Source organism: Saccharopolyspora kobensis (assembly GCF_900108315.1).
In the GTDB taxonomy this organism is placed as follows: Bacteria; Actinomycetota; Actinomycetes; order Mycobacteriales; family Pseudonocardiaceae; genus Saccharopolyspora; species Saccharopolyspora kobensis.
In genome coordinates this window covers 598,889-610,368 of sequence record NZ_FNVB01000005.1, presented here as the reverse complement: position 1 = coordinate 610,368, position 11,480 = coordinate 598,889, and the positions used below count along the sequence as shown (strand labels likewise).

Below are 11,480 nucleotides of genomic sequence, written 5' to 3'. Positions count from 1 at the left end.
GAGTCCTCCCGGCTCTCGCGCGGTGCGCATGACGGTCGATCCTAGTCCGCGCCGGAGGCGGGACAGCAGTGCGGCGCGGCTCCGATCAGGCCGTCGTCGACGGGTCCGACGCCGGGCTCTCGTCGATCTCCACGCGGTTGCGGCCGGCTCGTTTCGCCCGGTACAGCGCGATGTCCGCGGCCGCGAACAGGTGCTCCAGGTTCGCCGGGCCCGCCGCCACGCCGATGCTCACCGTCGGCGGTTTGGTGATCCGGCCCAGCACCAGGCGCCAGTCGTGGTCGTCCACCGCCGCGCGGATGCGCTCGGCGACCACCGGCCCGGCCTCGCGGGAGTCCTCGCTGGAACCGACCAGCAGCACCACGAACTCGTCGCCCGCCCAGCGGCAGATCAGGTCGTCGGCGCGGCATTCGCGGCGCAGCAGGTGCGCGACCTCCTGGAGCACGACGTCGCCCGCCGGGTGCCCGGCGCGGTCGTTGACGTCCTTGAACCAGTCGACGTCCAGCAGCACCAGCCACGGCACGCGCCCCGCGGAGGCGGTCTGCTCCAGCAGCAGCGGAGCGCGGCGTTCCAGACCGAGGCGGTTGGTGAGGCCGGTCAGCGGGTCGCGGAGCGCGGCTTCGCGGGCGGCCAGCGCCATGCGCTGGGCCTGCACCGCTACGCGGCGCTGCTCCAGCGCCTGGCCGAGCCCTTCGCGCAGCGCGTCGACGGCCAGCCGGCTCGCCGAGACCGTCCGGCGCAGCGCGGCGGCCTCGCCGACGGGGTCGGCCAGCGCTTCGCAGATGCCCGCCAGGTCGAGCGAGAACTGCATCATCAGCATCGTGTCGCGGATGGTCTCCGCGGCGTCGAGGGCCCGGCTGGCCAGCGTCCGGGCCTCCTCCAGCCGGTGCTGCTGGCGGCGCACCACCGCCAGCACCCAGTTCGCCACCGACGAGGTGAACCAGTCGTCGGCCGCGCGGGCCAGCGCGAGGGCCTCCTGCGCGACGCGCTCGGCGGCGTCCGCGTCGCCCACCCCGACCAGCGCCCGGGCCAGCCCCGCCATCGCCGAGCGCTTCACCTGGCCGGGCTTGGTCAGCATCCGGGACTCGTCGAACAGGTCGCGGGCCAGGGCGAACTGCGCTCCCCGCTCCTCCAGCGGCAGGGTCGCGGCGCGGAAGATCCGGGCGTTGCCCTCCCGGTTCAGGCAGTGCGCCAGCGCGGCCGAGTCGTCGGTGTCGCGGGCGAGCTGCACCGACAGCGCCATCATCTCCAGCGCCGGGCCGCGGTGGCCGATGGTCTCCAGCAGGTAGCCGAGCATGCTGACGGTGTGCGCGGCGGCCGCACCCTCGGGCCGGTCCACGTCCAGTTCCGTCCAGCCCTCGGCGAGCAGCTCCAGCGCGATCGGGATGTGCTTCAGGCGCCACGCCAGGGACGCCCGGTGCACCAGCACGGCCGAGCGGTTCCACTGCTCGGAGACCCGGTTCGCCCCGGCCGCGATGAGCTCCGCGAAGGCGGCCTCGGCCTCCGCGAAGCGGCCGGAATCCAGCAGCGACCGCACTTCGCGGTCCTGGGCCGGGATGTGGCCGGCCATCAGCGGGTCATCGTGCTGCACCGCTTCCTCGCAGGGACGCACCTCGTCGTGGAACCGCGTGCCGGTGCGGTCTTGTCGCGCTCAGGCTACCGGTTGCGACCGTTCCCGTACTTGTCGTAGTGCAAGACGTCGTCCAGCGGCAACCGCTGCCGCCAGCCGTGGCGCTCCAGGTCGGGGGCGTCGGCGAGCGAGCGCACCGGGCCCACGCACAGCCACGCGACCGGGCGCACCCCGCTCGGGATGCCGAGCAGCCTGCGCAGGAACTCCTCGCGGTAGAAGCTGACCCAGCCGACGCCCAGCCCCTCGGCGGTGGCGGCCAGCCACAGGTTCTGGATGGCCAGGCACACCGAGTACAGCCCGGCGTCGGCGATCGCGTGGCGGCCGAGGACCTGCGGCGCGCCGCGGTGCGGGTCGTAGGTGACGGCGATGCCCAGCGAGGACTCCGCGATGCCCTCGACCTTGATCTTGGAGAACGTCCCGGCGCGCTCCTCGTCGAGCTGGGCGGCGAACACGCTGCGCTCGGCGAGCACGTGCTCGCGGAAGGCGCGGCGGGTGGACTCGTCGCGGACCAGCACGAAGTCCCAGGGCTGGGACAGCCCGACGCTGGGCGCGCTGTGCGCGGCGGTGAGCACCCGGCGCAGCACCGGCTCGGGGATCTCGGCGCCGGTGAACTCGCGGCGCACGTCGCGGCGGCGGTTGATGACCTCGTATAGGTCGGCGGCGGGGGTGGTGTCGGTCAACTGGGAGCGTCCGGCGATCGTCATCGCCCTCCATCCTGCCCGGCGCCACCGCGCAGCGGGCCGGGACCCTGCGCTCCGCGAGGTCCGGGTGGTGGTCGATTTCGCCCGAACTCGACCACCACCCGGGTGAACGTCAACTTCGTGCGAAATCGACCGCTCGGCTGCTCACTTGCGGCCGTTGGAGGGGTAGGGCAGGAGTGCCATCTCGCGCGCGTTCTTGATCGCCGTGGCGACTTCGCGCTGCTCCTGCACGGTCAGGCCGGTGACCCTGCGGGAGCGGATCTTGCCCCGGTCGGACAGGAACTTGCGCAGCAGCGCGGTGTCCTTCCAGTCGACCTGGACGACCCCTTCGCGCTGGAGCGGGTTGGGCTTGCGGCGGAAGCGCCGGTCGGTGTTCGGCACGGCGTCACCAGCTCGACTTCGTCACGCCCGGCAGCTCGCCGGAGTGCGCCAGCTCGCGCAGCCGCACCCGGGAGACGCCGAACTTGCGGAAGTAGCCGCGGGGACGCCCGTCGACGGCGTCGCGGTTGCGCACCCGGACCGGGCTCGCGTCGCGCGGCTGCCGCTGCAGCTCCAGCTGGGCCGCGCTGCGCTCCTCGGGGCTGCTGCCCGGGGCGGCGATGATCTTCTTCAGCTCGGCGCGCCGCTCGGCGTGGCGGGCGACGATGGCCCGCCGCTGCTCGTTGCGGGCGATCTTGGACTTCTTGGCCACTGGGCCGTTTCCCTTCTGGACGTGCGGGAGGTGGGTCTCGGTCGTGAGCGTTTCGGGGTGCTATGGCGCCACAAAACGCTCACGGCCTTGGACTGCCGAAACGATCGCCGGACGGAGGCGTCGGTCGGTCAGCGCTCCTCGCGGAACTCCACGTGCTTGCGGGCGACCGGGTCGTACTTGCGCAGGACCACCCGATCGGGGTTGTTGCGGCGGCTCTTGGTCGTCACGTAGGTGAAGCCGGTGCCTGCGGTGGAGCGCAGCTTGATCACCGGCCGGTTGTCGGTGTTCTTGGCCATCAGAACCGCTCCCCTCGCGCGCGCATCTCGGCGGCGACCGCGTCGATGCCGCGCTTCTCGATCGTCTTCATCCCCTTGGTCGACACCCGCAGCCGGATCCAGCGGCCCTCCGAGGGCAGCCAGTAGCGCTTGCGCTGGACGTTGGGCAGCCAGCGGCGGCGGGTGCGGTGGTTGGAGTGGGAGACCTGGTTGCCGTAGCCCGGCTGCATCCCGGTCACCTGGCAGCGGATGGACATGACCTACCTCTCGATAATGACATTCATTTTCAAAGCACGATACAGTGTGCCCGACCCAGATGAAAACCGTTGTCGATTGAGGTGGGGATGGAAACCGAGTCGTCCGCGAACCGGCGGATGCCGCTGCTCCTGGTGGCCGGGATCCGCGCGGAGCAGGTCGCGTCGACCGCCGAGGCGGTGCGGCGGGACGATCCGGCGGGCACCGCGCTCGTGCACCACGACCTGCGCGAAGTCGCCCAGGGCGTGGTCCGGCGCCTGATCCGCCACGGTGACGCCGAGCGCGTCGAGGTGCTCGAACTCGCGCACGGCTGCGTGTCCTGCACCTTGCGGTTGGACCTGCTCCCGCTGCTGCGCGAGCTGACCGCCGCACCCGACGTGACCAGGATCGTCGTGCAGCTGGACCCGGCCCTGGAACCGGACACGATCTGCTGGGCGCTGCAGCACGTCGAGGTGGACGGCAGGCCGCTGGTCGCCGACGTCCGCGTCGAGGCCGTGCTCACCGCCGTCGACGCGGCGACCTGGCTGGCCGACGCGACCGGCCAGGACGAGCTCGTCGAGCGCGGGATCGGCGGCAGCCCCGACGACGAGCGAACGGTCGCCCAGGTCGCGGTCGGCCAGGTCGAGTTCGCCGACGCGGTCGTGCTGCTGGGCGAGGCCGAGGACCGCTGGACGCAGGTGCGCACGGAGGCCGTCATCGCCCGGCTGACCCCGACCGCGCCGCAAATTCAATTGAAATCGGACGTGCGATTTCGATTGAAATTGCCTCCGGACGTCGCCGGCCTGGACGTTTCCGCGCTGCTCGCCCGGGTTCCCGGCAACGCGCGGCGCGGTGAGGTCGACGGCCCGCACGGCCGGCTGCTGCGCGGCCAGCCGTCGCTGGACACCGACGCCGGGGTGTCGACGGTGCTGTTCGAGGAGCGGCGGCCGTTCCACCCGGAACGCCTGCACGAGGCGATCGACGTGCTGCTCGACGGCGTGGTGCGCACCCGCGGCCGGGTCTGGGTGGCCAGCCAGCCGGACGTGGCGCTGTGGATCGAGTCCGCGGGCGGTGGGCTCGGCATCGCGCACGGCGGCCCGTGGCTGGCCTCGCTGACCGCCGAGCAGTGGGCCGAGATCTCCCCGGAGCGCCAGGTCAGGGCCTCGCTGAGCTGGGACGACTACTACGGCGACCGGGCGCAGGAGCTGGTCGTGATCGCCCACGAGGCCAACCCGCAGGACATCGTCAGCGCCCTCCGCCACGCCCTGCTGACCGATGACGAGCTCGCCGCGGGCGAGCAGGTCTGGGCGACCTACGCCGACCCGTTCGGCGAATGGCACACCGACCCGTGCGGCGACGACCCGGCGGAGCGATCCGCCGACGCCGCGAGCGAACGGGGCAACCGGTCATGAGCGCGAGCACCCGCTCGTGGCCCCGACACCGCGAGGAGACATCGTGAAACCAGGCATCCACCCCGAGTACGGGCCGGTCGTGTTCCAGGACCGCACCACCGGGCAGAGCTTTCTGACCCGCTCCACCGCCACCTCCGAGGCGCGCATCGAGTGGTCGGACGGCAACACCTACCCGCTGATCGTGATCGACGTGACCGCGTACTCGCACCCCTTCTGGACCGGCAACCAGCGGGTGCTCGACACCCAGGGCCGGGTCGAGAAGTTCCGCCGCCGCTACGGCGGTCGCACCCGCTGACGCCGATCACGCGCGAAACCGCACCGAGCCCGACGAGGAGAGGAGACCGGGATGGCAGTTCCGAAGCGGAAGATGTCGCGGAGCAACACGCGGCACCGGAGGTCGCAGTGGAAGGCGGCGGCGCCGGATCTGGTGCCGATCGTGGTGGACGGGCAGCGCCGGCTGGTGCCGCGCGCCCTGATCCGGCACTTCCACCAGGGGTGACCCGTCGGGCCGGGCCGGTCACCCCGGGTGATCGGCCCGGGCCCGGGATGAGATGGTCATCACGGTGCTTCGCGACCAGAGGTGAGGTTCTCAGCTCGTTCTCAGGGCTAGAGGTAAGACTGTTGCCATGCGCATCCTCGTCGTCGACGACGATCGTGCCGTGCGGGAATCCCTGCGCCGGTCCCTGCAGTTCAACGGGTACCAGGTGGAGCTCGCCGCGGACGGTCAACAGGCCCTGGACCAGCTGGCCGCCAGCCGCCCCGACGCCATGGTGCTCGACGTGATGATGCCGCGGCTCGACGGGCTGGAGGTCGCCCGGCGGCTCCGCAGCACCGGCGACGACCTGCCGATCCTGGTGCTCACGGCCCGCGACGCGGTGTCCGACCGGGTCGCCGGGCTCGACGCGGGCGCCGACGACTACCTGCCCAAGCCCTTCGCCCTGGAAGAGCTGCTCGCCCGGCTGCGCGCGCTGCTGCGCCGCGCCAGCCCGCCCGACCTCGGCCAGGACGAGCACCCGGCGGCGCTGCGCTTCTCCGACCTGGAGCTGGACCCGGGCACCCGCGAGGTCCGCCGCGGCGAGCGCCCGATCAGCCTCACCCGCACCGAGTTCGCCCTGCTGGAACTGCTGATGGCGCACCCGAAGCAGGTGCTGACCCGCAGCCGCCTGCTGGAGGACGTGTGGGGCTACGACTTCCCGACCTCGGGCAACGCCCTGGAGGTCTACATCGGATACCTGCGCCGCAAGACCGAGGCCGAAGGTGAGCCCCGGCTGATCCACACGGTCCGCGGCGTCGGCTACGTGCTCCGCGAGACGCCGCCGTGACCGTCCCCGCTCCACCGCCGCCGGATCTCGGTCCGCCTCAGCCGAGCAGGGGCCGGTTCCAGCGCGTCTCGCTGCGCAATCGCGTCACCTGGCTGGCGGCGATCTGCGTGGCGGGAGCCGTCGCGCTGGTGTCGGTCGCCGCGTTCGTCACCGTGCGCGACAGCCTCTACCAGCAGCTGGACGACAGCCTGACCGAGCGCGCGGTGGAGGCCGCCGAGGGACCGCTGGTGCGCACCGCCGACCTGCAGCAGGTGCCGGTGGCGTTCTTCACCGCGACGAACTTCAAGATCAGCGTGCTCGGCGCCGACGGCACCGAGTTCGGCCCGAAGGACCAGCGGCCGCCGCTGAGCTTCGCGGAGCTGGCGGTGGCGCGCGGCGAGGCGCCGCAGTCCCTGCGCACCGACCAGCGGTCCAACAGCCGCGTGGTGGCCGTGCCGACCGGGCAGAACGCCGCGCTGGTGATGTCCACCTCGATGGATCCGACCCAGCGCACGCTCGCCCAGCTCAGCGTGGTGCTGGTGGTGATGGGCGGCGCCGGGATCCTGCTCGCCGCGGCGGCCGGAACCGCTGTGGCGCGCGCCGGGTTGCGCCCGGTGCAGCGGCTGACGGCCGCGACGGAGCGCGTGGCGCTGACCGGTGACCTGCGGCCGATCCCGGTCGACGGCGACGACGAGCTCTCCCGCCTGACGACCAGCTTCAACGGCATGCTCAGCGCGCTCGCCGAGTCGCAGGAGCGGCAGCGGCGGCTGGTCGCCGACGCCGGGCACGAGCTGCGCACCCCGCTGACCTCGTTGCGCACCAACCTGGAACTGCTGATGGCCTCGGCCCGGCCGGACGCGCCGAACCTCGCCGAGGAGGACCGGCGGGAGATGTTCGCCGACGTCCAGGCCCAGGTCACCGAGCTGTCCGCGCTGGTCGGCGACCTGGTGGAGCTGGCGCGGGAGGACACCCCGCAGGCGGTGCACGAGCCGGTGGACCTGGTGGACGTGGTGGAACGGGCGCTGAGCCGGGCCCGGCGGCGCGCGCCGCGCATCGAGTTCGACGTGCGGCTGCAGCCGTGGGTGATGATGGGCGACGCCACCGCGCTGGAGCGCGCCGTGCTGAACCTGCTGGACAACGCCGCCAAGTGGAGCCCCGACGAGGGCCGGGTGCGGGTGGACCTGGTGCCGGACGTCGCTTCCGGGCAGATCCTCCTGGAGGTCGCCGACAGCGGGCCCGGCATAGCGCCGGTGGACCGGCCGTACGTCTTCGAGCGCTTCTACCGGTCGTCGGACGCCCGGACGCTGCCGGGATCCGGGCTGGGGCTGTCGATCGTCAAGCAGGTCGCCGAGCGGCACGGCGGTTCGGTGTGGGCCGGCGAAGCGCCGGAGGGCGGTGCGCTGCTGCGCATGTCGCTGCCGGGGAACACCCCGCAGACCGAACAGCAATGAACAGCACTGCGTCGAAAGTGGTAGGTGCACACCACACTTTCGCGTATCACCCGTTCGGGTAGTGTTGGTTCTTGTTCGCTCGTGTATCTGAGGGGGCCGGTGTGCTCGCACGGCAGCGCCAGGAAGTGATCCTCGACGAAGTGCGGCGCACCGGTGCGGTGCAGGTCGCCGACCTGGTGCTGCGGCTGGGCGTGTCGGACATGACCATCCGCCGCGACCTCGACGCGCTGGCCCGCCGCGGCCTGGTGGAGAAGGTCTACGGCGGCGCGACCTCGGTGATCGGCCGCAGCACCGACGAACCGGGTTTCGAGGCGAAGTCGGTCCGCCAGCTGGCGGAGAAGGAGGCCATCGCCGCGCTCGCCGCCCAGCAGGTCCGGCCGGGCACCGCGATCGGGCTGTCCGCGGGCACCACCACCTGGACGCTGGCCCGCCACCTCGACGACGTCGCCGACCTGACCGCGGTGACCAACTCGGTCCGGGTGGCCGACGCGCTGCAGCGGCGCGGCCGCACCGACCGCACGGTGGTGCTCACCGGCGGGGTGCGGACGCCGTCCGATGCGCTGGTCGGGCCGGTCGCCGTGCAGGCGCTGCGCTCGCTGCACCTGGACATGGTGTTCCTCGGCGTGCACGGGATGGCTCCCCGCGCGGGTTTCACCACGCCGAACCTCAACGAGGGCGAGACGAACCGGGCGCTGGCCGAGGCGGCCGGCCGGCTGGTGGTGGTCGCCGACAGTTCCAAGTGGTCGACCGTCGGGATCTCCACGATCGTCGACTTCGACGAGATCGACCTGCTGATCAGCGACCAGGGCCTGCCGGCCGAAGCCCGGCAGGTGCTGGCCGAGCACGCGGAGCTGCTGCTGGCGGATCAGGAAGGTGTGGAGGAGGAGTGATGAGCGATTTCGTGCCACCCGCAGCACATCTCGACCGCACCTCGCCAGGGGGCGCGGCTCGGCCGCGAGGAAACCCGGCACGCGACCCCCGCCGCGAATCGCGCAGTGGCGGAAAAGCGCGACGGCTGGCCGACGGCCGGGAGATCATCTACTTCGACGTCGACCCGGCGCAGGTCAGGGAGGCCGTCGACACCCGGGAGCTGCCGCCGCAGGCGCCCGCGTCGGAGCTGCGGCGGGACCCGCTGACCGGCGAGTGGGTGGCCATCGCCGCGCACCGGCAGTCGCGGACCTACAAGCCGCCGGCCGAGCTCTGCCCGCTGTGCCCGAGCAGTCCCGGGCGGCCCACCGAGATCCCGGAGTCCACTTACGACGTGGTGGTCTTCGAGAACCAGTTCCCGTCGTTCGCGCAGGGAATCCCCGGTGATGAGTCCACTGTGGATGGAATGCCGATGGTGCCGTCCGCGCCCGCGACCGGGCGGTGCGAGGTCGTCTGCTTCACCTCCGATCACAACTCCTCGTTCAGCGCGCTGAGCGCGGCGCAGGCGCGCGCCGTCGTCGACGTCTGGGCCGACCGGACCGCCGCGCTGGCCGAAACCCCGGGCGTGGAGCAGGTCTTCTGCTTCGAGAACCGCGGTGAGGAGATCGGTGTCACGCTGCACCACCCGCACGGGCAGATCTACGGCTACCCGTTCGTCACGCCGAAGACCGGCAAGATGCTGCGGGTCGCCGAGGAGTACCTGAACCTGCACGGCCGCCACGTGCAGGGCGACGTGCTCGCCGCGGAGCGCGCTGCCGGACGGCGCGTGGTCGTCGATTCGGAGCACTGGACGGCCTACGTCCCGGCCGCCGCGCGCTGGCCGGTCGAGGTGCACGTCGTGCCGCACCGCAAGGTGCCGGACATCGCGGCCCTCACCGACGCCGAGCGCGACGACTTCGCCGTGACGTACCTGGACGTCCTGCGCCGCCTGGACGGCCTCTACGACGGCCCGCTGCCCTACATCGCGGCCTGGCACCAGGCGCCGGTGCGCGTGGGGCGGGAGTTGTCGTGGTTGCGGATGGAGATCTTCTCGGTGCGGCGCTCGGCGGACAAGCTGAAGTACCTGGCGGGCTCGGAATCCGGCATGGGCGTCTGGATCAACGACGTGACCCCCGAGCAGATCGCCGACCGCCTCCGCTGAGGAACCTCCGGCGGCCGCACCGCCTTGCCGCCCGGGGCGGGTGGTGCGGCGTTCGTCACAGCGAGGACGAGATTTGGTAGGTCCACAGCGCGGTCTCAGGCGGTTCTCAGCCGCGTGGAGCAGAGTGGGGTCATGACCGATCACCCCCCGGGTTCCGGCAACCAGCCGGAAGAACCGACGCCGCAGCCGGAAGGCGGTTCGGCGGGCACGCCACCAGCCGGGGTGCCGCCGCAAGCGCCGCAGCCGGACTCTCCGTACGCGAGGCCGCAGTCCCAGTCGCAGAGCCCGTACGCGCCGCGGTCCGAGCCCCAGCAGCCCTTCGCCTCGCCGCAGGGCCAGCAGTCGCAGGCCGCGCAGCAGGCGGAAGGGCAGCAGTCGTATGCGGCGCAGGGAGCGCAGCCGCACATGACGCAGGAGTTCGCGCACACGCCTTGGCCGTCGGCCGGTGGGCACACCGCCGTGGCGCCGCAGCAGCCGCACAAGCGCCGCGGCGGTCTCGTCGCGGGCGTCGCCGCGCTCGCCCTGGTGTGCGGGCTGGTCGGCGGCGGGGTCGGCGGCTACGTGGGCTACCAGTTCGGCGGCGCCCAGGCGCCCGGTGTCACGTCGCTGGACGAATCGCGCCCGGCGCGCAGCGTCAGCACCGCCCCGGCGGGCTCGGTACAGCAGGTGGCCGACAAGGTGCTGCCCAGCGTCGTCCAGCTGCAGCTGGTCACCGCCCGCGGTGGGGGCGAGGGCTCCGGCATCGTGCTCAGCGGCGACGGCTACATCCTGACCAATAACCACGTGGTCGCGGGCGGCGGTTCGGGCGGCCGGCTCACCGCGCAGTTCCAGGACGGCCGCAGCGCGCGGGCCCAGGTGATCGGCACCGACCCGAAGTCCGACCTCGCGGTGGTCAAGGCCGACATCACCGGCCTCACCCCGGCCGAGCTGGGCCGCAGCGACGACCTGCCGGTCGGTGCGCCGGTGGTGGCCATCGGTTCGCCGTTCGGCCTGTCCGGCACCGTGACCAGCGGGATCATCAGCGCCAAGGACCGCCCGGTGCGCGCCGGCGGCGAGTCCGGCGGTGAGGACACCGTGCTCAACGCGCTGCAGACCGACGCGGCGATCAACCCGGGCAACTCCGGCGGTCCGCTGGTCGACATGGACGGCAACGTGGTCGGCATCAACTCGGCGATCTACAGCCCCGGCAACGGGCAGGGGCAGGCCGGTTCGGTCGGTCTCGGGTTCGCGATCCCGGTCGACCAGGCCCGGCGCATCGCCACGGAGCTGAAGGAGAAGGGGACGGCCACCCAGACGACGCTCGGCGTGCTGATCGGCGCAGGCGACCAGCCGGGAGCTCTGGTTCGCAACGTCGTGCCCGGTGGCCCCGCCGAACAGGCCGGGATCCGCAGCGGTGACCTGATCACCAAGGTGGACGCCCGGTCGATCCAGGATCCCGATTCGCTGGTGGCAGCGGTCCGCTCACACGCCCCGGGCGACCGCGTCAAGATCACCATCGGCGGGAGCGGCGGGGAACGCACCGTGGACGCCACGCTCGCCGGGCAGGGGTGACCGAACGCGCGGCCCGGCACACCACCGGGCCGCGTTCCCCCGCCGTCGGCCGCCCACCGGGCTGGCCCTGCCCCCTCCGAGCCCCCGGAGCGGTCGACGGCGGGGAAAGCTTGTCCGACGAACTCGTCCTGCGCGGCGGTGCGAGCTGCGAGGGGCGGGTTGAACGCTT

The 11,480-nt window shown here is 72.6% G+C and carries 14 protein-coding genes; 8 read left to right on the top strand and 6 right to left on the bottom strand.

The window, feature by feature from the left end; all coding sequences use genetic code 11:
* Nucleotides 1-85: 85 nt before the first annotated feature.
* The 6 genes from C4T78_RS19745 to rpmB form a co-directional block, all read right to left on the bottom strand.
* On the bottom strand, nucleotides 86-1,588 hold the full coding sequence (locus C4T78_RS19745; protein WP_374703886.1) for a GGDEF domain-containing protein: 1,503 nt from the start codon (nucleotides 1,586-1,588) through the stop codon (nucleotides 86-88).
* A gap of 65 nt (nucleotides 1,589-1,653) precedes the next feature.
* Entirely contained in the window at nucleotides 1,654-2,331 is a 678-nt protein-coding gene (gene bluB, locus C4T78_RS19740; RefSeq protein ID WP_093349772.1) for a 5,6-dimethylbenzimidazole synthase, read from the bottom strand.
* Between the two features lie 141 nt (nucleotides 2,332-2,472).
* A complete protein-coding gene (rpsR, locus tag C4T78_RS19735; RefSeq protein ID WP_093349769.1) occupies nucleotides 2,473-2,709 on the bottom strand; it encodes a 30S ribosomal protein S18 in 237 nt (78 codons plus the stop codon).
* A gap of 4 nt (nucleotides 2,710-2,713) precedes the next feature.
* On the bottom strand, nucleotides 2,714-3,019 hold the full coding sequence (rpsN, locus tag C4T78_RS19730; RefSeq protein ID WP_093349767.1) for a 30S ribosomal protein S14: 306 nt from the start codon (nucleotides 3,017-3,019) through the stop codon (nucleotides 2,714-2,716).
* A gap of 128 nt (nucleotides 3,020-3,147) precedes the next feature.
* Complete coding sequence (gene rpmG, locus C4T78_RS19725; RefSeq protein ID WP_093349765.1) at nucleotides 3,148-3,315, bottom strand: 50S ribosomal protein L33; 168 nt, start codon at nucleotides 3,313-3,315, stop codon at nucleotides 3,148-3,150.
* Nucleotides 3,315-3,551 carry a 50S ribosomal protein L28 gene (rpmB, locus tag C4T78_RS19720; protein ID WP_093155829.1) on the bottom strand — a complete coding sequence of 79 codons (237 nt, stop codon included), beginning with the start codon at nucleotides 3,549-3,551 and terminating at the stop codon, nucleotides 3,315-3,317. Before rpmB ends, rpmG begins: the two co-directional genes overlap by 1 nt.
* An 87-nt stretch (nucleotides 3,552-3,638) precedes the next feature.
* On the opposite strand from rpmB, the gene mrf reads away from it, so the two are divergent.
* The 8 genes from mrf to C4T78_RS19680 all read left to right on the top strand — a co-directional run bounded on the left by mrf (nucleotide 3,639) and on the right by C4T78_RS19680 (nucleotide 11,311).
* Nucleotides 3,639-4,940 (top strand): ribosome hibernation factor-recruiting GTPase MRF, encoded by a 1,302-nt coding sequence (mrf, locus tag C4T78_RS19715; RefSeq protein WP_093349762.1) that lies wholly within the window; start codon nucleotides 3,639-3,641, stop codon nucleotides 4,938-4,940.
* Nucleotides 4,941-4,983: 43 nt separating this feature from the next.
* Nucleotides 4,984-5,235, top strand: a complete 252-nt coding sequence (locus tag C4T78_RS19710; RefSeq protein WP_093349760.1) for a type B 50S ribosomal protein L31 — start codon at nucleotides 4,984-4,986, stop codon at nucleotides 5,233-5,235.
* A 51-nt stretch (nucleotides 5,236-5,286) separates the two neighbouring features.
* A complete protein-coding gene (rpmF, locus tag C4T78_RS19705) occupies nucleotides 5,287-5,439 on the top strand; it encodes a 50S ribosomal protein L32 (protein ID WP_093155825.1) in 153 nt (50 codons plus the stop codon).
* Between the two features lie 127 nt (nucleotides 5,440-5,566).
* Nucleotides 5,567-6,262, top strand: a complete 696-nt coding sequence (locus C4T78_RS19700; RefSeq protein ID WP_093155823.1) for a response regulator transcription factor — start codon at nucleotides 5,567-5,569, stop codon at nucleotides 6,260-6,262.
* The gene (locus tag C4T78_RS19695; RefSeq protein ID WP_093349757.1) at nucleotides 6,259-7,692 is read left to right on the top strand and encodes a HAMP domain-containing sensor histidine kinase; all 1,434 of its coding nucleotides are present in this window, start codon (nucleotides 6,259-6,261) and stop codon (nucleotides 7,690-7,692) included. The genes C4T78_RS19700 and C4T78_RS19695 overlap by 4 nt, the downstream gene beginning before the upstream one ends.
* A gap of 101 nt (nucleotides 7,693-7,793) precedes the next feature.
* Nucleotides 7,794-8,582: a DeoR/GlpR family DNA-binding transcription regulator gene (locus C4T78_RS19690; RefSeq protein ID WP_093349755.1), complete on the top strand. Its 789-nt coding sequence runs from the start codon at nucleotides 7,794-7,796 to the stop codon at nucleotides 8,580-8,582.
* Complete coding sequence (gene galT, locus C4T78_RS19685; protein WP_093349752.1) at nucleotides 8,582-9,760, top strand: galactose-1-phosphate uridylyltransferase; 1,179 nt, start codon at nucleotides 8,582-8,584, stop codon at nucleotides 9,758-9,760. Before C4T78_RS19690 ends, galT begins: the two co-directional genes overlap by 1 nt.
* A 132-nt stretch (nucleotides 9,761-9,892) precedes the next feature.
* The gene (locus C4T78_RS19680; RefSeq protein ID WP_177247500.1) at nucleotides 9,893-11,311 is read left to right on the top strand and encodes a trypsin-like peptidase domain-containing protein; all 1,419 of its coding nucleotides are present in this window, start codon (nucleotides 9,893-9,895) and stop codon (nucleotides 11,309-11,311) included.
* The last annotated feature ends 169 nt before the right edge of the window (nucleotides 11,312-11,480 follow it).

Coding starts and splice junctions, on each gene's coding strand:
- rpmF (WP_093155825.1), top strand. CDS start 5,287: ATGGCAGTTCCGAAGCGGAAGATGTCGCGGAGCAACACGCGGCACCGG.
- C4T78_RS19680 (WP_177247500.1), top strand. CDS start 9,893: ATGACCGATCACCCCCCGGGTTCCGGCAACCAGCCGGAAGAACCGACG.
- galT (WP_093349752.1), top strand. CDS start 8,582: ATGAGCGATTTCGTGCCACCCGCAGCACATCTCGACCGCACCTCGCCA.
- rpmB (WP_093155829.1), bottom strand. CDS start 3,551: ATGTCCATCCGCTGCCAGGTGACCGGGATGCAGCCGGGCTACGGCAAC.
- rpmG (WP_093349765.1), bottom strand. CDS start 3,315: ATGGCCAAGAACACCGACAACCGGCCGGTGATCAAGCTGCGCTCCACC.
- mrf (WP_093349762.1), top strand. CDS start 3,639: ATGGAAACCGAGTCGTCCGCGAACCGGCGGATGCCGCTGCTCCTGGTG.
- bluB (WP_093349772.1), bottom strand. CDS start 2,331: ATGACGATCGCCGGACGCTCCCAGTTGACCGACACCACCCCCGCCGCC.
- C4T78_RS19700 (WP_093155823.1), top strand. CDS start 5,567: ATGCGCATCCTCGTCGTCGACGACGATCGTGCCGTGCGGGAATCCCTG.